This is a genomic window from Bradyrhizobium sp. SZCCHNR1002, assembly GCF_032381435.1.
Classification (GTDB): domain Bacteria; phylum Pseudomonadota; class Alphaproteobacteria; order Rhizobiales; family Xanthobacteraceae; genus Bradyrhizobium; species Bradyrhizobium aeschynomenes.
The window spans coordinates 155655-173384 of the sequence record NZ_JAUHIS010000001.1; the positions used below are offsets into that span (position 1 = coordinate 155655).

The 17730-nt window shown below is 66.8% G+C and carries 15 protein-coding genes; 13 read left to right on the forward strand and 2 right to left on the reverse strand.

The genetic code is table 11. The features are described 5' to 3' along the window. Positions 1-47: 47 nt before the first annotated feature. From QX108_RS00735 to QX108_RS00760, 6 genes are all read left to right on the forward strand, one after another. Positions 48-410: a hypothetical protein gene (locus QX108_RS00735; protein ID WP_315719623.1), complete on the forward strand. Its 363-nt coding sequence runs from the start codon at positions 48-50 to the stop codon at positions 408-410. Positions 411-613: 203 nt separating this feature from the next. Next, positions 614-1582, forward strand: coding sequence for a Bug family tripartite tricarboxylate transporter substrate binding protein (locus tag QX108_RS00740; RefSeq protein WP_315719624.1), 969 nt, complete (start codon positions 614-616; stop codon positions 1580-1582). Next, complete coding sequence (locus QX108_RS00745) at positions 1579-2067, forward strand: tripartite tricarboxylate transporter TctB family protein (RefSeq protein ID WP_172108208.1); 489 nt, start codon at positions 1579-1581, stop codon at positions 2065-2067. The genes QX108_RS00740 and QX108_RS00745 overlap by 4 nt, the downstream gene beginning before the upstream one ends. Continuing rightward, positions 2067-3566 carry a tripartite tricarboxylate transporter permease gene (locus QX108_RS00750; protein ID WP_315719625.1) on the forward strand — a complete coding sequence of 500 codons (1500 nt, stop codon included), beginning with the start codon at positions 2067-2069 and terminating at the stop codon, positions 3564-3566. The genes QX108_RS00745 and QX108_RS00750 overlap by 1 nt, the downstream gene beginning before the upstream one ends. A 54-nt stretch (positions 3567-3620) precedes the next feature. Then, a complete protein-coding gene (locus tag QX108_RS00755) occupies positions 3621-4838 on the forward strand; it encodes a hypothetical protein (RefSeq protein ID WP_315784928.1) in 1218 nt (405 codons plus the stop codon). 206 nt (positions 4839-5044) lie between these two features. Beyond that, positions 5045-6103: an acyltransferase gene (locus QX108_RS00760; RefSeq protein WP_315784926.1), complete on the forward strand. Its 1059-nt coding sequence runs from the start codon at positions 5045-5047 to the stop codon at positions 6101-6103. Here QX108_RS00760 and QX108_RS00765 read toward each other — a convergent pair. After that, entirely contained in the window at positions 6088-7449 is a 1362-nt protein-coding gene (locus QX108_RS00765; protein ID WP_315784923.1) for an O-antigen ligase domain-containing protein, read from the reverse strand. The two genes, QX108_RS00760 and QX108_RS00765, sit on opposite strands and share 16 nt — an antisense overlap. Positions 7450-7816: 367 nt before the next feature. On the opposite strand from QX108_RS00765, the gene QX108_RS00770 reads away from it, so the two are divergent. Beyond that, positions 7817-8989, forward strand: a complete 1173-nt coding sequence (locus tag QX108_RS00770; RefSeq protein ID WP_315784920.1) for a sialate O-acetylesterase — start codon at positions 7817-7819, stop codon at positions 8987-8989. A gap of 10 nt (positions 8990-8999) precedes the next feature. On the opposite strand, the gene QX108_RS00775 is transcribed toward QX108_RS00770, so the two are convergent. Then, a complete protein-coding gene (locus QX108_RS00775) occupies positions 9000-10487 on the reverse strand; it encodes a DHA2 family efflux MFS transporter permease subunit (RefSeq protein ID WP_315784917.1) in 1488 nt (495 codons plus the stop codon). 138 nt (positions 10488-10625) lie between these two features. On the opposite strand from QX108_RS00775, the gene QX108_RS00780 reads away from it, so the two are divergent. The 6 genes from QX108_RS00780 to guaA all read left to right on the forward strand — a co-directional run bounded on the left by QX108_RS00780 (position 10626) and on the right by guaA (position 17719). After that, positions 10626-10874: a hypothetical protein gene (locus tag QX108_RS00780; protein ID WP_315770931.1), complete on the forward strand. Its 249-nt coding sequence runs from the start codon at positions 10626-10628 to the stop codon at positions 10872-10874. 251 nt (positions 10875-11125) lie between these two features. After that, a complete protein-coding gene (gene guaB, locus QX108_RS00785; protein WP_315784914.1) occupies positions 11126-12613 on the forward strand; it encodes an IMP dehydrogenase in 1488 nt (495 codons plus the stop codon). 195 nt (positions 12614-12808) lie between these two features. Then, positions 12809-13831 carry an NADP-dependent oxidoreductase gene (locus QX108_RS00790; protein ID WP_315784911.1) on the forward strand — a complete coding sequence of 341 codons (1023 nt, stop codon included), beginning with the start codon at positions 12809-12811 and terminating at the stop codon, positions 13829-13831. Positions 13832-13982: 151 nt separating this feature from the next. Beyond that, positions 13983-14315 carry an MAPEG family protein gene (locus QX108_RS00795; protein WP_172108236.1) on the forward strand — a complete coding sequence of 111 codons (333 nt, stop codon included), beginning with the start codon at positions 13983-13985 and terminating at the stop codon, positions 14313-14315. A 14-nt stretch (positions 14316-14329) separates the two neighbouring features. Further along, positions 14330-15631: an RsmB/NOP family class I SAM-dependent RNA methyltransferase gene (locus QX108_RS00800; RefSeq protein WP_315784907.1), complete on the forward strand. Its 1302-nt coding sequence runs from the start codon at positions 14330-14332 to the stop codon at positions 15629-15631. 480 nt (positions 15632-16111) lie between these two features. Further along, positions 16112-17719: a glutamine-hydrolyzing GMP synthase gene (guaA, locus tag QX108_RS00805; RefSeq protein ID WP_315784904.1), complete on the forward strand. Its 1608-nt coding sequence runs from the start codon at positions 16112-16114 to the stop codon at positions 17717-17719. Positions 17720-17730 lie beyond the last annotated feature (11 nt).

Consider the following 17730-nt stretch of genomic DNA (forward strand, 5'->3'; position numbering starts at 1 on the left):
GCGATCAAGCTCAGGATCCGGGACCTCATCGCAATCGGGCTGCCGCAATGCCGCATCGTTCTATCATTTCGCTCGTGATGCTCCTGCTGCTGCTGCCCGCGGTTGCGATGGCCGCGCCGTCGCACAAGCGCAAGGCGCACCGCTGGCAGGGTTACGGCTTCCTGCCGGGCTACAAGCAGCCGCCGAACAACAGCCTGCCGCTCTATGCCGACAAGGAGGCGATGCGTAACGGTCCGCCACGCGGCAGCCGTCGCCACTGGTATATCGACGGCACGCCGAAATACATGCTCTACAACGGCGAGTGGCACTATTTCGGCCGTCCCGGCTTCTACCGCGGCCAATACAATGGCGGCAGCTTCGGTCCGTGCTGGACACGGACCCCGATCGGGATGGTGTGGACCTGCGGATAGTCTCCGCGATCCAGAATTCGCTGCCGCATTGCGCAACCGCTGCGGGCGCGCAGGCTGGTCCGATGGCCCGGATGCGCGCGACAACCATTCCTGTCTGGACAGGGGCCGGGTTTCCCGCTGAAATGTCGCACCTCTGAGCCAAGAACCTGAGAGCCAAGAGAAGAAGCGCGAGCCGCTCGTTCGGCCCACCGTGGAGGATTGCCTTGAATTCGTTCCGTACGCGTCTGTTCGGCGCAGCCATCGTGTTGACGTCGCTGGCCGGTGCTCCGGCGATTGCCCAGCAGCTCGAGCTCAAGGTGATGGCGCCGGCCGCGCCCGGCGGCGGCTGGGACCAGACGGCGCGCGCGATGCAGCAGGCCTTCGTCGCATCCGGCGTGGCGCGCAGCGTCCAGGTCACCAATGTGGCGGGGGCGGGCGGCACGGTCGGCATCGCGCAATTCGTCAACGGCGCCAAGGGCGACGGCAACCAGCTGATGGTCAACGGCTTCGTCATGGTCGGCGCGCTCGCCATGAACAAGTCGCCGGTGACCCTGGAGCAGGTGACGCCGATCGCGCGGCTGACCGAGGAGATCCAGGTCATCGTCGTGCCGGCCAATTCGCCGATCAAGACGGCGCAGGATCTCGCGACGGCCCTGAAAGCCGACATCGCCAAGGTCACGTTCGCGGGCGGCTCTGCGGGCGGCGTCGATCACGTGATGGCCGCGCTGTTCGCGGGCGCCATCGGGGCCGATGCCAAGAAGGTCAACTACATCCCGTTCTCGGGCGGCGGCGAGTCGCTGGCGGCCATCCTCGGCGGCAAGGTCACCGCCGGCATTTCCGGGCTCTCCGAGTATGACGGGCAGATCAAGAGCGGCAAGCTGCGCGCGATCGGTGTGTCCTCCGAGAACCGCATTCCCGGTGTCGACATCCCGACCTTCAAGGAGCAGGGCATCGACCTCGTGCTCGCCAACTGGCGCTCGGTCGTGGCCGCGCCCGGCATCACGCCCGAGCAGAAGAAGACGCTCAGCGAGGCCGTCGAGAAGATGGTCAAGTCGGATGCGTGGAAGGAAATCCTGAAGCAGAAGGGCTGGGATGACGCCTACCTTCCGGGCGACGCATTCGCCGAGTTTCTCAAGAAGGAGAACGTCCGCGTCACCGACGTGCTGAAGTCGGTCGGTCTCGTCAAATCATGACCGACGGCGTCGGCACGGAAGCTCCGGCGCGCGGCGTCGACAAGGCCGGCATCGTGATCGCGGCGCTGCTCGCGGCGGTCGCGCTGGTGCTGGTCTACGATGCCAATCAGATCCCTGCGACCACGATGTACGGCATGGGGCCGCAGGTGATGCCGGTGGTGATCGCGATCGGGCTCGGCATTTTGGCGCTGGCCAATCTGATCGATGCCCTCAGGGGCAATCTGCCGCCTCGCGAGAGCTCCGATCCGTTCGCGGTGCTGCTGATCCTCGTCGGCCTCGCGCTGCTCATCGGCATCATCGGCTTCGGCGGCGGCTTCATCCTGGCGACGACGGCGCTGTTCGTCACGACATCGGCCGCGTTCGGCCGCCGCGCCTTCGTCATGGATCTCGTCATCGGCGCCGTGCTGACGACGCTCATCTACGTCGCCTTCGACCGTCTCCTCACCCTGAGCCTTCCCGCCGGTCCGCTCGAAAGATTGTTGTGATGGATACCTTCGCCGCGCTCGCGCATGGGATGGCGATCGCCGCCCAGCCCATGAACCTGCTCTATGCGCTGATCGGCGTCTTCCTCGGCACGGCGGTGGGCGTGCTGCCGGGCATCGGGCCGGCGCTGACCGTCGCGCTGCTGCTGCCGGTCACCTACAAGCTCGATCCCGGCGGCTCGCTGATCATGTTCGCGGGCATCTATTACGGCGGCATGTATGGCGGCTCGACCACCGCGATCCTGATCAACACGCCCGGCGAGAGCGCCTCGATGGCCACCGCGCTCGAAGGCAACAAGATGGCCAAGGCCGGCCGCGGCGGCCCGGCGCTGGCGACCTCGGCGATCGGCTCGTTCGTCGCAGGCACCATCGCCACCATCGGCCTGGCATTCCTGTCGCCCTATCTCGTCGACATCGCCGTGCGCTTTGGCCCCGAGGATTATTTCGCACTGATGTGCGTCGCCTTCATCACGGTCTCCGCGACCTTCGGCGACTCGCCGATCCGCGGCCTCACCAGCCTGTTCATCGGTCTGACGCTCGGCCTTGTCGGCATCGACAAGCTCACCGGACAGGCACGGCTCGCCTTCGGCGTGCCGGAGCTGCTCGACGGCGTCGAGGTGACGACCTTGGCGGTCGGCCTGTTCGCCGTCGGCGAGGCGCTCTACGTCGCCTCGCGCCGGCATCACACCGAGGAGAAGATCGAGGCCATCAAGGGCTCGCTGTGGATGACGCGCGAGGACTGGAAGCGGTCCTGGAAGCCCTGGTTGCGCGGCACCATGTTCGGCTTTCCGATCGGCGCATTGCCGGCGGGCGGCGCCGAGATTCCGACCTTCCTGTCCTATTCGACCGAGCGGCGGCTAACGAAATATCCGGATGAGTTCGGCAAGGGTGCGATCGAAGGCGTCGCCGGACCCGAAGCGGCCAACAACGCATCGGCCGCCGGCACGCTCGTGCCGCTGCTGACCTTGGGTCTGCCGACCTCGGCGACCGCCGCGATGATGCTCGCCGGCTTCCAGCAATATGGCCTCAATCCGGGCCCGCTGCTGTTTGCCGAGCGTCCGGATCTCGTCTGGGGCCTGATCGCGAGCCTGTTCATCGCCAACACGATGCTGCTGGTCTTGAACCTGCCGCTGATCGGCTTGTGGGTGCGGTTGTTGAAGATCCCGACGCCGTGGCTGTACGCCGGCATTCTCGTGTTCGCGACCATGGGCACCATCGCCGCAAAGCCATCCGTGGTCGAACTGTCGATGCTGGCCGGCTTCGGCGTGCTCGGCTTCCTGATGCGGCGCTTCGATTTCCCGATCGCGCCCGTCGTCGTCGGCCTCATCCTCGGGCCGATCGCCGAGAGCCAGTTGCGGCGTGCGCTGGCGATCAGCCTCGGCGACCCGATGACGTTGCTGCAATCGCCGATCTCGGCGACGCTGCTGGTCGTCGCGCTGATTGCGCTGATCGCGCCGTTCGTCCTGAAGGGCCTCGGGCGCTTCAAGGCGAATGAGGATTGAGGGAGGCCAGACCACCGGTTCGGTGCGGCCCATGATATGTGCGGTGGCGTCACTATGAGGCTCACATTCATGGTCGTCTTGGCGATGGCGCTGTTGGGCAGTGGGGTCGCGACGCAGGCTGAGGTTTCGTTCTGTCCGGGACTGATGAAAGCGGTTGCACCGAAGCTCGCGGCCCGGGAGGCGGTGTTCATTCGCAGCTACGAGCCGGCCGATGGTGATGGGGAATTGCCGCTTGGCCTGTCCACGACCGCTTTCGTCTACGACAACGCGCTCGCCGCGATCGCGCTTGTCGCATGCGGCCACGTCGATCAGGCGCGGACGATCGGCAACGCCCTGACGCATGCGATGTCCCATGATCGCAGCTTCGACGATGGCCGGCTGCGGAATGCCTATCGCGCTGGTCCCGTGGGTTCTGGGGCTGCGCTGCTGCCGGGCTGGTGGGACGATCGACACAAGATCTGGGGCGAGGATGCCGCACAGGATGGTACTGCGACAGGGAATGTCGCCTGGGCGGCGCTGGCGCTGCTGACCTTGCACCAGGCAACTGGAGAGGCGGCGTATCTGTCCGGCGCGCGGCAGCTGATGGACTGGATCCTCGGCCATGCCGCGAACGGGTCCGAGGGCTTCAGCGGCGGTTTTCACGGCTATGATCCGCAGCAGGTGCGGCTGACCTGGATGTCGACCGAGCACAACACCGACGTCTATGCGGTCGCCGCGTGGCTGGCACGCCTCACGTCGGAGCCGCGCTATCTGAACGCCGCCAAAGCGGCGCGGCGGCTGCTCGATCGCGCCTTCCAAGGCGATCACTTCCTGCTCGGCACCAAGCCGGATGGCAGCCTCGCGGACCGGAATCTGCTCGCGCTCGACGTTCAGCTCTGGCCTTGGATGGCGGTCCCGGATGCGCTCGACTGGCGCAAGGCACTCGGTTTTGCTGAACGAAATCTCGCCGTAGACAATGGCTTCGACTTCAACGGCGATCGCGACGGCGTCTGGGTCGAGGGCACGGCGCAAGCCGCGCTGGCCTATCGCGTGGTCGGCGACAAGGCCGCGGCTCAGCGCCTGCTGGCGGGCATGCGCAACGACCGGACGTCCTCGGGGTTCCTGAACGCGACGCGCGGCGCGCGCGTGACCACAGGTCTATCGATCGATCCCAGCGGGAACAGCACGATCCCCGATTTCTTCTATTTCAAGCGGCCGCATCTCGGCGCGACGGCCTGGGCGGTGCTGGCGGAGACCGGCTGGAACCCGTTCACCGGTGAACAGGTGCCCTGACGTTCCGAATATCGTTGCGCAACGACCCCCTTTGGCTCGCGAGCCTCGGTCAGGGGTGATTAAGACTAACATCAAAATGCCCGGTATCCGGCGCCGAAGACAGACGGCACCGGAAGGCCACGTGCGATATGTCTCGTTGGAGTGCCGCGCGGGCGTCGCAGGGATGATGGACCGGACGCGCTGCGCGAGGGCAGGGCCTATCGGGCATGGATGCTGGAACGCAGAGGGCTTCGGCTGACACCACGCGCATGGTGTGGATCGACTACGCGCGCGGCCTCGGCGTGATCCTGGTCGTCTACGGTCATGTGCTCGGCGGCCTGGTGCGCCCCGGGATTTTTCCGGACGGGGCGCTCGCGCGCTGGATGGACTACACGCTCTACACGTTCCACATGCCGCTGTTTTTTTTCCTGGCGGGCTTGAACGTGCAGCACAGCCTGCGGCACGGCGCGCGACCGTTCCTGAGCTCCAAGCTCTGGACCATCGCCTATCCCTACGTGCTGTGGTCGCTGATCCAGGGCGGGACCACGATGCTGCTGGCGCGGGATGCCAACATCCCGATCCATCCGAGCGATCTCGCGGCGATCTGGTATCGCCCGATCGCGCAATTCTGGTTTCTCTACGCGCTGATGCTCTGCCACCTGGTTGTGGTGATCGTTCCGTCGCGGACGATCCTCGTATCGCTCGCCTTGGCCGGTTTCGCTGTGTTTCTGATGCTTCCTGTCCGTCCCGATCTCGCGCTGACCTTGCATCACCTGCCGTTCTATGTCGCCGGGCTGTATGGCGCCCGCCTGATGGCGGAATGGCGCCCGCGGGGCTGGCCGCTGCTGATCATGATTGCCGCAGCGTTCGCCGCTGCGGTGGCGCTCGGCGGGGAGCTGTCCGGCATGGACGCCAACGGCCTTGCCTCGCTGCCGGCGTGCGTGCTCGGGATCGCCGGCATGGTGGTGCTGTGCCGGCTGCTCGACCCCGCGCATCACCGCTGGCTTGCCGCCGTCGGCATTGCGTCGATGACGATCTATGTGCTGCACATCCTCGCCGGCTCGGGCATGCGCATCATCATGCTCAAGGCGCACATCCCGACTTGGCCCTGGCTCTATCTGTTGGCCGGAACCGCGGCGGGTGTCGTGCTTCCTCTGATCGCCCATGTGGTCTTGCAGCGGCTTCATTTGCTCGCGGTCTTCGGGCTGGCCCCGCCGGGCAAGCGTAAGCCGCGATCGGCCGCGATCGCGCCACGCGTGGCAACATCGGATCAGGCGCCGGTGTGATGTTGCTGGGTCGCGGCGCTGTACCGGCTCCGTCCGGCCGTCTGATCGATCGGACAGGCCATCGCGACCAGCATCCAGAACAGCGCAGAGACCTCGCCCGAGGAGATGCTGGTCAGCGGCAGCTGGATCAAGAGCGCGCTGATGGCGAGCGCGCCGAGCACGACGCCCTCGCGCGTCGGCAGCCGCCAGGCGGCGGCGGTGGCCGTGAGACCAACCCAGATGTAGGCCGCGAGGCAGATCAGCCCGACCGGGATGCCCATCGTCACCCAGCTTGCGATGATCTGGCCGTCGATCGGCATCGCGCCGGCGACGCCGACGTCTGTGATGGTGAAGCCCGATCCCAGCACCATGCTGTTCGGCGCGTTCCACAGCATCACGAACTCGTCGAGTCGCTCGCTGCCGCTGCTGTCCTGCGACACGCTGCCGAGCGACTCGAAACGGGAGGTGATCACATCCGCAAACGGCGTGAACAGGACGGTGACGACCACCGCGGCCAGCAGCCCGATCGTCAGCGACAGAGAGCGCGTTCGCGTCGCGGGGAAGAACAGGCAGAACAGGACGCCGACGGCGAGCGTGATCCAGCTGGTGCGATAGAGCGACAGCAACAGGCCGAGCGCCGCCGGCGCCATCGCGATCATCGCCAGCCAGCCCGGCCGCAGGAAGCCGACCAGCAGCAGGCCGGTGGCCGTGAAGGTCGCATAGCTGGCGGGTCCGTTCATCGTGCTGAACACGCGCACCATGTAGGGCAGCGGATAGCCGGCGGAGGTGATGCTGGCATTCACCATCCAGAACCGATCCCAGTTTTGCGGATCGACATATTGCCAGATGCCATAGAGGCCGGTGAGCGGCAACACGAGCATGAACACGCGCGTGATCGCATCGATCAGCACAGTGTCGGATCGGGCCTGCTGCTGGAGTGCGATCGCGTAGAGCACCGGCGCGGCCCATTTCATGCCGCCATTGGCGGCATTGAACCAGTCGTTCTGGAACATCGACAGCGCGCCGCCGTAGAGGATGCAGGCCAGGATGATGAACGGCGGCACCAGCCACGAATTGCTCGGTCCGGTTCTGCCCGCGGGCGAGAGGATCAGGCTCGGGATCGGCATGAGGATGAACAGCAGCGGGCCGCTCAGCATGATGCCCGAGGAGTCGAAGCCTGCGGAGATGTCGACCAGGCGACGCACGAACGGGGCAAAGGCGAACAAGAGGATCGCCGACTGCACGTGAGCGGCGGCGCTGCGGCGCCACGCAAACCAGCCGGCGGCGGCGCAGCCGAGGATGAAGGCCGGTCTGACCAGTCCGCCGAGGACGGGACCGGCGAGCGTCGCTGCCAACAGCAGAAGCACTGTCGGCCAACAATCCATCGCCAGGGCGGCGAGCGGTTGCGCGTCGATTCGGCTTTCCTTCATGGTGGCAGACTATAATGGAAAAGCCTGTGTCCGACCTCTCCTCGCACGAGCGTCTCGGATTGTCCTGCCTCACAACCCCCGTCATTCCGGGGCAAGGCCGCAGGCCTTGAACCCGGAATTTCGAGATCGTCTGGCGTCGACCATGTCGAGATTCCGGGTTCAATCCTCAACGCATAGACGCTTCGCGGCTGCGCATTGAGGATTGCCCCGGAATGACGGTGAGCAACGTGATCGTCCGATTCCTCGTTACATGGTAGCCGAACTCTCCCTGTCGATTGGGCTGGAGCTGATGCGAAGCATATTGATGTCAATCGTTGCCGGGCTCGGGTTGGTCTCTTTGCCCGCCACGGCCGGTGCGGCGGAGGTGCTGCCGCCACGCGATGTCTGCCAGCCGACCACCGCGGCCAAGTCGCGCGACGGCAATTGTGCTGCTTGCGCCGTCGGCGCGATCTCGACGCGACCGAGCTTTCAGGCGCTGGTGGCGCAGGTGCGCGCGCGCCGCGCCGCCTTCGACGACATCGATCGCCGCATCGACGGCGCAAGTGGCGACCCGGAGGTGCAGAGCCTGCTGAAGGAGCGCAAGCTCGCGCAGGCACTGTACGGGTCGGATGCTGATTTCATCGCGGGCGGCAACGCCTCGCGTTGTCTCCTGCCTGACAACGAGGAGGCGCGCAGCGCGGCCACGCCGGTTCCCTGCAATGCCATTCCCCGCGACGGGCTGGTGGTGCTGCTGACCGCAGGGCAGTCGAACATCTCCAATGCCGGCGCGCCCGATCCAAGCGGACAGCTCTATCAGCCGCGTCACCGCTTCTACAATTTCGACCGCTTCGACGGCCGCTGCTATGTGGCCCGCAATCCTTTGCTGGGCACGACAGGCGACGGCGAGAACGTCGCCACGCGGCTCTCGGACGAACTGATCGATCGCGGGCTTGCGAAGACGGTGGTGATCGCGCCCGCCGCGATCGGAGGCACCTATGTCGAGGAGTGGCGCGCCCGCGGCGGCAAATATTTCGAGGTGCTGCTTTCGACATTGGCCGGCTTGCGCGACGCCGGTCTCGAGCCGAGCGCCGTGCTCTGGCATCAGGGCGAGAGCAACGCCTTTGCGTTCTCGACCAATGGCGCGGAGGACGGCACGCAGCTGCAGGTCAGCGCGACGATGAAGGAGGCGGCGCGGCTGTCCTATTTGCGCAACGATCTCGAGATCATCGCGGGCTTGCGCGCGGCCGACGTGACCGCACCGATCTTCATCGCCAAGGCGACGCTCTGCGGCACCATTCCTGACGAGATCATCCGTTCCGCGCAGGCAGCCGTGCCGAACCCCTCGCTCGGGGTTTATCCCGGTCCGGACACCGACCAGATCGGGCTGCCGCTGCGCCACGACCGCTGTCACATGAGCCGCGCCGGCACCGAGCTGCACGCAAAGATGTGGGCCGATCGCCTGGCCGACTACTGGAAGTCCGCCCCGCGGAAGCCCTGAGCCGCGGCACTCAGCCGAGCTTCTGATCGCGCGCGTCGTGCGTGGTCTCGCTGGCCGACTTCGTCGCAGCCTTCTCGACGCCTTTCTCGGCGCCCTTGCGGCTGGCGATGGCAGCGACCTTGCGGCCCGAGATCTCGCTGCCGGCGTCATCCGGCATCTGCCAGAAGAAGAATGACGACAGCGCCGAGGTGATGGCGACGACGATGAAGGCCGGGGCGAAGGAGGCGGCGGTGAGCTCGCTCGCGCCATGCGCCCACATCGTCGTTTCAACTGAAAATGCGCCGACCGCGACGCCGGCGGAGATCGCGAGCTGCTGGTTGACGCTGGTCAGCGTCGTGGCGCGGCTCATCTGCGCGGTCTCGACCTCGGCATAGGCCACCGTGTTGATCGCGGTGAACTGCAGCGAGCGGAAGAAGCCGCCGACGAACAGGATGATGACGATCAGCAAGAGCGGCGTCGCCGGCGTGAACAGCGCGCAGGCGGCGAGGAAGACCGAGCTGACGACGGCGTTGACCGTCATCAGATGGCGGAAGCCGAAGGCCTTGATCAGCCGTGCCGCCAAAGCCTTCATGCCCATGGCGCCGGCCGACGAGCCGAACGTCACGAGGCCGGACTGGAACGGCGATAGCCCGAAGCCGAGCTGCATCAGCAGCGGCAGCAGGAAGGGCAGGGCGCCGATGCCGAGCCGGAACATGAAGCCGCCGACGATCGAGGCGCGCAACGTCGGCAGGCGCAGCAGCGAAAAGTCGAGCACCGGCGAATTGGTCCGCCAGGAATGGCGCACATAGAGCGTCATCGAGATCGCGCCGATCGCGACGAGGCTGCCGACCACCGACCATGGCAGCAGATTGAGCCCGGCGACGGAGAGGCCGAAGGCGAGACCGGCGAGGCCGATGCCGGCGAGCACCATGCCATAGAGGTCGAACGGCTCGGGATTGTCGCTCTTGATCGGATCGATGAAGCGCAGCGCCATGATGATGCCGACGATGCCGATCGGGATGTTGATCAGGAAGATCCAGTGCCAGGAGAAATAGGTGGTGATGAAGCCGCCGACCGGCGGCCCGATGACAGGGCCGATCAGCGCGGGGATCGTGACCCAGGCCATCGCGCCGACCAGCGCACTCTTGTCGACGGAGCGCAGCAGCACGAGACGTCCGACCGGCGTCATCATCGCCCCGCCCATGCCCTGCAGGATGCGCGCGAACACAAAGTTCTCGACCGAGTTGGCGAGCGCGCAGCCGATCGAGCCGATCATGAACACCGCGACCGCGCTGGAGAACACGCGCCGCGCGCCGAAGCGGTCGGCGGTCCAGCCGCTCGCCGGGATGAACACCGCGAGCGACAACAGATAGGACGTGATCGCGAGCTTCAAGGTCAGCGGGCTGGTGCCGATATCCTTGGCGATGGCCGGCAGCGAGGTCGCGATGACCGTGGAGTCCATATTCTCCATGAACAGGGCGGTGGCGACGATCAGCGGAATGATTCGTTGCTTGTTCATCGAATCCTGGGAGAGCGAAGGAGGCGGGCCGGCGCCGGGGCTTTAACACCCTGCGACGAACGGGGCCATTGCGTGGGCGGCATGGCCCCCCAAATGCAGCGCGACGCTGTCGCGTCCTGTGGTTTGGGAGATGTGCCGATGATCTACCTGCTCGCCGCTCTGGTGCCGCCGCTGGGTCTGCTGCTCAACGGGCAGCCGTTCGCGGCCATCTTCAACCTGCTGCTGTGTCTGGTCTGCCTTGTGCTCGGCCTGTTCTTCCACGTGCTGCTGCTGGTGCCCTCGGCGCACGCTCTGATCGCCGTCCACATGCGGCGTGAGGACCGGCGCCACCGTGAGGTGGTCGACGCCATCCGCCGCTACGGGCCGCCGCCGGGCGCCTGGCGCTAACGGCGGAACTTCTGCCCCGGAATCGGGGCTTTGGCGACCTTTTGTTGCGCATCTGGGGCCGATCCGGGCCGTCTTTCGCAATCGCGGGAGGAGGGCGGATCGGCCCTTTGATTCGTCACAGGCCCATGCTATCGACCCGCGTCAACCCCACCGATGGGCTCCGATTCGACGGCGAGGCATGGTCTCGACGGCGGCGCCGCTCATCCTTAAATCCCATCGCGGCCGTTACGGCCGCAGACAAGGAGTTGACGATGGCGACCGTCCAGACACTTCGCGAAGCCTTTACCTTCGACGACGTGCTCTTGAAGCCGGGCCTGTCCGATGTGCTTCCCTCCGAGGTCGACATCCGCTCGCGCGTGACGCGCGAGATCCCGCTGAACATTCCGATCATGGCGTCCGCCATGGATACCGTCACCGAGGCGCGCATGGCGATCGCGATGGCGCAGGCCGGCGGTGTCGGGGTGATCCACCGCAATTTCGATCCCGAGGGCCAGGCTGCCCAGGTGCGCCAGGTCAAGAAGTTCGAATCCGGCATGGTGGTGAACCCGCTGACGATCTCCCCGGATGCAACGCTCGCCGACGCGCTGGCGCTGATGAAGGATTACGGCTTCTCCGGCATCCCCGTCGTGACCGGCGGGTCCAAAGGCATCCCCGGCAAGCTGGTCGGCATCCTCACCAACCGCGACGTGCGCTTCGCCACCGACCCGCGGCAGAAGATCTCCGAGCTGATGACGCATGAAAACCTCGTCACGGTGCGCGAGGGCGTCGGCCAGGACGAGGCCAAGAAGATCCTGCACAAGCACCGCATCGAGAAGCTGCTCGTCGTCGACGATCAGTACCGCTGCGTCGGCCTGATCACCGTGAAGGACATGGAGAAGGCGGTCGCGCATCCCTTGGCCTGCAAGGACGCGCAGGGGCGGCTCCGCGTCGCCGCCGCGACCACGGTGGGCGAGGGCGGCTTCGAGCGCACCGAGAAGCTGATCGAGGCCGGCGTCGACCTCGTCGTCGTCGACACCGCGCATGGCCACTCCTCGCGCGTGCTGGAGGCGGTCAACCGCATCAAGCGCATCTCCAACGCGGTGCAGGTGATCGCCGGCAACATCGCCACCCGCGACGGCGCGCAGGCGCTGATCGATGCCGGCGCTGACGCCGTCAAGGTCGGCATCGGCCCGGGCTCGATCTGCACCACCCGCATCGTGGCGGGCGTCGGCGTGCCGCAGCTCACCGCGATCATGGATGCGGTGGAAGCCGCCAAGAAGGCCGACGTGCCCGTCATCGCCGATGGCGGCATCAAGTTCTCCGGCGACCTCGCCAAGGCGCTCGCCGCCGGCGCCGACGTCGCCATGGTCGGCTCGCTGCTCGCCGGCACCGACGAGACGCCCGGCGAAGTGTTTCTGTGGCAGGGCCGCTCCTACAAGGCCTATCGCGGCATGGGCTCGGTCGGCGCGATGGCCCGCGGCTCGGCCGACCGCTACTTCCAGCAGGACATCAAGGACACCTTGAAGCTCGTGCCGGAGGGCATCGAGGGCCAGGTGCCGTACAAGGGCCCGGTCGGCAACGTCATGCACCAGCTCGCCGGCGGCCTGCGCGCCGCCATGGGCTATGTCGGCGCCAAGGATCTCGGCGAATTCCACAGCAAGGCCGAGTTCGTCCGCATCACCGGCGCGGGCCTGCGCGAAAGCCACGTCCACGACGTGACCATCACGCGCGAGAGCCCGAACTATCCGGGCGGGGCGTAAGCCACACGCCCGTCATTCCGGGGCAGCACGACGCGCAACGCGCGGCGCGCTGAACCCGGAATCTCGATATTGTCTTGCGCAATCACCTGCACACCTCACCTCTGGATTCCGGGTTCGCGCTGACGCGCGCCCCGGAATGACGGAGGAGAGATCATCATTCCCTCGGCAACCATAAGAACATCAGGAGGAAACACCATGTCCCAAGCCAAGCGCATCGTGCTCGCCGCGCGTCCCGTCGGCGAGCCCAAGCCGTCCGATTTCCGCCTCGAGGAGCACGCCGTGCCGACGCCCGGCGCCGGCGAGGTGCTGCTGCGCACGATCTGGCTGTCGCTCGATCCCTACATGCGCGGGCGCATGAGTGACGGGCCGTCCTATGCGCAGCCGGTGCCGGTCGGCGGCGTGATGGAGGCGGGGACGGTGTGCGAGGTGGTCGCCTCCAACAATCCCGGCTTCAAGCCCGGCGACATCGTGCTGGCCCGCGCCGGCTGGCAGACGCACGCGATCTCCGACGGCAAGGGTCTCGCCAAGGTCGACCCGAGCCTCGCGCCGATCTCGACCGCGGTCGGCGTGCTCGGCATGCCCGGCATGACCGCCTATACCGGCCTGCTCGACATCGGCCAGCCCAAGGAAGGCGAGACCGTGGTCGTCGCTGCCGCCTCCGGCGCGGTCGGCTCGGCCGTGGGGCAGATCGCCAAGATCAAGGGCGCCCGCGCCATCGGCATCGCCGGCGGCAAGGACAAATGCGACTACGTGAAAAAGGAGTTCGGCTTCGACGACTGCCTCGACCACCGCGATCCCGATCTCGCCGCCAAGCTGAAAGAAGCCTGCCCGAAGGGCATCGACGTCTATTTCGAGAATGTCGGCGGCCCGGTGTTCGAGGCGGTGTTCCCGCTGTTCAACGCCTTCGCCCGCATGCCCGTCTGCGGCCGGATCGCCCATTACAACGACACCCAGGCCGTTGCACCGAAATGGGCCGGCAGCCTGATGCAGCACGTGCTGACCAAGCGGCTCACCATCCGCGGCTTCATCGTCTCCGACTTCGCCGACCGCCGTGACGCCTTCCTGAAGGACATGTCGGCCTGGGTGCGCGACGGCAAGGTCAAGTACAAGGAGTTCGTCACCGAGGGCCTGGAGAACGCGCCTGACGCGTTCATGGGCCTGCTCAAGGGCGCCAATTTCGGCAAGCAGCTGGTGCGGGTCGGGCCGGACAAAGCCTAAACCCAAGGCCTGAGCCACACTTGATGTGAAAGTTCAGCGCGGCCGTAAAATCACGGGAACCACAGCCCCTTATCGGGAGTCCTGATGGAACCGGTTCATCCAGAGGGCCCGGCAGCATGCCGGGCCTTCGCCATTCCAAGGGGGATTGTCGATGTCGCTGCCCATGGTGCTGCTGCCCGTCTTCGTCGAGGTCGCGCTCACCTTCGCGCTGCTGTTCTGGAATAAGAGACGCGGCCAAGCCACGGACGCCGCCGACGAATTCGGCCTGCCGACCCTGTTCTACGCCCTGATCGCGATTGCGCTGCCGCTGCGCCATGCCGATCTGGTCATCGTGCTGCTGTCCTGGGTGTTCGTCGTCACCCGCTTCGTCAATGCCGGCTTTATCCGCGGGGCAGACAAGCGCGGGCTGGCCTGGACCGCCTCGGCCCTGGTGCTGCTGGCGATGTGGCTGTATTTCGCCCTGAAGATGCTTCTCCTGATCTGAGACTGGATTCCTGAATGACCCCCGCCGCCCGGCTGTCCGCCGCCATCGACATCATCGAGTCCATCGAGTCCCTCAGGGCGCCGGCGGCCAAGGCACTGAAGGATTGGGGCACCAGCCACCGCTTCGCCGGCTCCGGCGACCGTGCCGCCATCGCCGGCCTGGTCTGGGACGTGCTCCGCCGCCGTGCCTCCAGCGCCTGGGTGATGGAGGACGATACCGCGCGGGCGCGGGTGCTCGGCATGCTCAAGCTCGAGCGCGGCCTGGACGTGCCGACCATCGCCGCGATGTGCGACGGCAGCCGTTTCGCCCCGCCGCCGCTGTCCGCGCAGGAGGAGAAGGCGCTGGCCTCGCGCACCACCGAAGGTGCGCCGCCGCCGGTCGCCGGCGACTATCCCGACTGGCTCGACCCGTATCTCGCCGCGGTGTTCGGCGACGACCGCGTCGCGGAGGCCATGGCGATGGCCAGCCGCGCGCCGCTCGATCTGCGCGTCAACACGCTGAAAGCCAAGCGCGAGAAGGTGCAGGCTTCGCTGAAGCATCTCGGCGCTCAGCCGACGCCATGGTCGCCGCTCGGCCTGCGCATCACGCTCGGGGCCGACGCCCGCAATCCCGGCGTCCATGCCGAGGAGGATTTCATCAAGGGAGCGATCGAGGTCCAGGACGAGGGCTCGCAGCTCGCGGCGCTGTTCACCGCCGCCAAGCCCGGCGAGCAGGTCATCGACCTCTGCGCCGGCGCCGGCGGCAAGACCTTGGCGCTGGCGGCGATGATGGGCGGCAAGGGCCGCCTGATCGCCACCGACGCCGACAAGCGCCAGCTCGCCCCGATCCACGAGCGTCTCTCCCGCGCCGGCGTCCACAACGCCGAGATCCGCACCCCCAAGGGCGACGCCGACCCGCTTGCCGACATCGAGGCCTCCGCCGATCTCGTCGTCATCGACGCCCCCTGCACGGGCACCGGCACCTGGCGCCGCAATCCCGACGCCAAATGGCGCATGCGCCCCGGCGCGCTGGAGATCCGCCTGAAGGACCAGGCCGAGGTGCTGGAGCGCGCCGCCGCCCTGGTCAAACCCGGCGGCCGCATCGCCTACATCACCTGCTCGGTGCTCCAGCCGGAAAACGGCGACCAGGTGCGGGCGTTCGTCTCCCGCCACCCCGAATTCACCATCCAGCCCCCCGACCAGACCGCCACCGTCCTCTGGGACAAGGCGGAGGCGTTCGCGGAAGTCGCGCTGAAGTCGGAAGAAGGCTTGCTGATGACCCCCCGCCGCACGGGGACGGATGGATTCTTCGTGTCGGTCTTGAAGAAGCAGGCCTAGCCCTTTCCGCCGTCCGAAAGTCTCTCCGCCGTCCAAGCTCTTTCCGCCGTCATTGCGAGCGAAGCGAAGCAATCCAGAGTTCCGCCCGCCACCCTGGATTGCTTCGCTACGCTCGCAATGACGCGGGGCAGGCAGTTGGGCCAATCCACTCGCAAGAGCGGGGCAAGCGGCCGCGGCACCCTCCGCTGTCGTCCTCCGCGAAAGCGGGGGACCCAGTATTCCACCGCCGGCCGTGGCCGGCCGAGACGTCGCGGCGTACTGGATACCCCGCTTGCGCGGGGGATGAGGCCGGTGCCACAAGCCCACCGTCATTCCGGGGCGATGCGAAGCATCGAACCCGGAATCCCGAGATGGCAGGGCAAGACAATATCAGGATTCCGGGTTCGGCCGCTTCGCGACCGCCCCGGAATGACGTGGAGGAGGCGGCATCCCCTCAGCCAAAGGGTTGCGAGTCCCCCCGCAGCGGCGTAATTCCTTGCCATGACAGCCCCAGCCAACAACACCCCGACCGCCGCCGCCACCGACACCTCCGTGGCCGCGCTCCACGACAAGATCCTGATCGTCGATTTCGGCAGCCAGGTCACGCAGCTGATCGCGCGCCGGGTGCGCGAGGACGGCGTGTATTGCGAGATCGTGCCGTTCCAGAAGGCGGAGGCCGCCTTCCGGCAGATGAACCCGAAGGCCGTGATCCTCTCCGGCGGCCCCGAATCCGTCCACGAAGAGGGCTCGCCGCGTGCCCCGCAGCTGATCTTCGAGTCAGGCGTCCCGGTGATGGGCATCTGCTACGGCCAGATGACGATGGCCGCCCAGCTCGGCGGCACCGTCGAGGGCGGCCATCACCGCGAATTCGGCCGCGCCGACGTCGAGGTCAAGACCTCGAGCCTGCTGTTCGACGGCGTCTGGCAGCCGGGCGAGCAGCACCAGGTGTGGATGAGCCATGGCGACCGCATCACGCAGATGCCGCCGGGTTTCTCGGTCGCCGGCGTGTCGCCGAACGCGCCCTTTGCCGTGATCCAGGACGAGACGCGCAAGTATTACGGCCTGATGTTCCACCCCGAAGTGGTGCACACGCCCGACGGCGCCAAACTGATCCGCAACTTCGTCCGCAACATCGCCGGCCTCGGCGGCGACTGGACCATGCACGCCTTCCGCGAGGAGGAGATCAAGAAGATTCGCGCGCAAGTGGGGAAGGGCAAGGTGATCTGCGGCCTCTCCGGCGGCGTCGATTCGGCCGTCGCCGCGGTGCTGATCCACGAGGCGATCGGCGACCAGCTCACCTGCGTGTTCGTCGATCACGGCCTGCTGCGCCTCAACGAGGCCGAGACCGTCGTCGATCTCTTCCGGCACCACTACAACATCCCGCTGGTGCATGTGGATGCCTCGAAGCTGTTTCTCGGCGAGCTCGCGGGCGTCACCGACCCGGAGCAGAAGCGCAAGACCATCGGCAAGCTCTTCATCGACGTGTTCGAGGCCGAGGCCAAGAAGATCGGCGGCGCCGATTTCCTGGCGCAAGGCACGCTCTATCCCGACGTGATCGAGAGCGTCTCCTTCACCGGCGGCCCCTCGGTGACGATCAAGTCGCACCACAATGTCGGCGGCCTGCCGGCGCGCATGAACATGAAGCTGGTCGAGCCGCTGCGCGAATTGTTCAAGGACGAGGTCCGCGTGCTCGGCCGCGAGCTCGGCCTGCCGGACGTGTTCGTCGGCCGCCACCCGTTCCCGGGCCCGGGCCTCGCCATCCGCTGCCCCGGCGAGATCACGACCGACAAGCTCGACATCCTGCGCAAGGCCGACGCCATCTACATCGACGAGATCCGCAAGGCCGGCCTCTACGACACCATCTGGCAGGCCTTCGCGGTGCTGCTCCCCGTCAAGACCGTCGGCGTCATGGGCGACGGCCGCACCTACGACTACGTCGTCGGCCTGCGCGCCGTCACCTCGACCGACGGCATGACGGCGGATTTCTATCCGTTCGACATGAAGTTCTTAGGCAACACGGCGACGCGCATCATCAACGAGGTGAAGGGCGTGAACCGGGTGGTGTACGACGTGACGAGCAAGCCGCCGGGGACGATTGAGTGGGAGTGAGCTAGGCCGTC

What these genes read in the sequence shown, in the direction of transcription:
- QX108_RS00790 (WP_315784911.1), top strand. Translation starts at nt 12,809, where the DNA reads ATGTCCCAAGCCAAGCGCATCGTGCTCGCCGCGCGTCCCGTCGGCGAG.
- QX108_RS00800 (WP_315784907.1), top strand. Translation starts at nt 14,330, where the DNA reads ATGACCCCCGCCGCCCGGCTGTCCGCCGCCATCGACATCATCGAGTCC.
- guaB (WP_315784914.1), top strand. Translation starts at nt 11,126, where the DNA reads ATGGCGACCGTCCAGACACTTCGCGAAGCCTTTACCTTCGACGACGTG.
- QX108_RS00770 (WP_315784920.1), top strand. Translation starts at nt 7,817, where the DNA reads ATGTCAATCGTTGCCGGGCTCGGGTTGGTCTCTTTGCCCGCCACGGCC.
- QX108_RS00795 (WP_172108236.1), top strand. Translation starts at nt 13,983, where the DNA reads ATGTCGCTGCCCATGGTGCTGCTGCCCGTCTTCGTCGAGGTCGCGCTC.
- guaA (WP_315784904.1), top strand. Translation starts at nt 16,112, where the DNA reads ATGACAGCCCCAGCCAACAACACCCCGACCGCCGCCGCCACCGACACC.
- QX108_RS00780 (WP_315770931.1), top strand. Translation starts at nt 10,626, where the DNA reads ATGATCTACCTGCTCGCCGCTCTGGTGCCGCCGCTGGGTCTGCTGCTC.
- QX108_RS00755 (WP_315784928.1), top strand. Translation starts at nt 3,621, where the DNA reads ATGAGGCTCACATTCATGGTCGTCTTGGCGATGGCGCTGTTGGGCAGT.
- QX108_RS00750 (WP_315719625.1), top strand. Translation starts at nt 2,067, where the DNA reads ATGGATACCTTCGCCGCGCTCGCGCATGGGATGGCGATCGCCGCCCAG.
- QX108_RS00760 (WP_315784926.1), top strand. Translation starts at nt 5,045, where the DNA reads ATGGATGCTGGAACGCAGAGGGCTTCGGCTGACACCACGCGCATGGTG.
- QX108_RS00745 (WP_172108208.1), top strand. Translation starts at nt 1,579, where the DNA reads ATGACCGACGGCGTCGGCACGGAAGCTCCGGCGCGCGGCGTCGACAAG.
- QX108_RS00735 (WP_315719623.1), top strand. Translation starts at nt 48, where the DNA reads ATGCCGCATCGTTCTATCATTTCGCTCGTGATGCTCCTGCTGCTGCTG.
- QX108_RS00775 (WP_315784917.1), bottom strand. Translation starts at nt 10,487, where the DNA reads ATGAACAAGCAACGAATCATTCCGCTGATCGTCGCCACCGCCCTGTTC.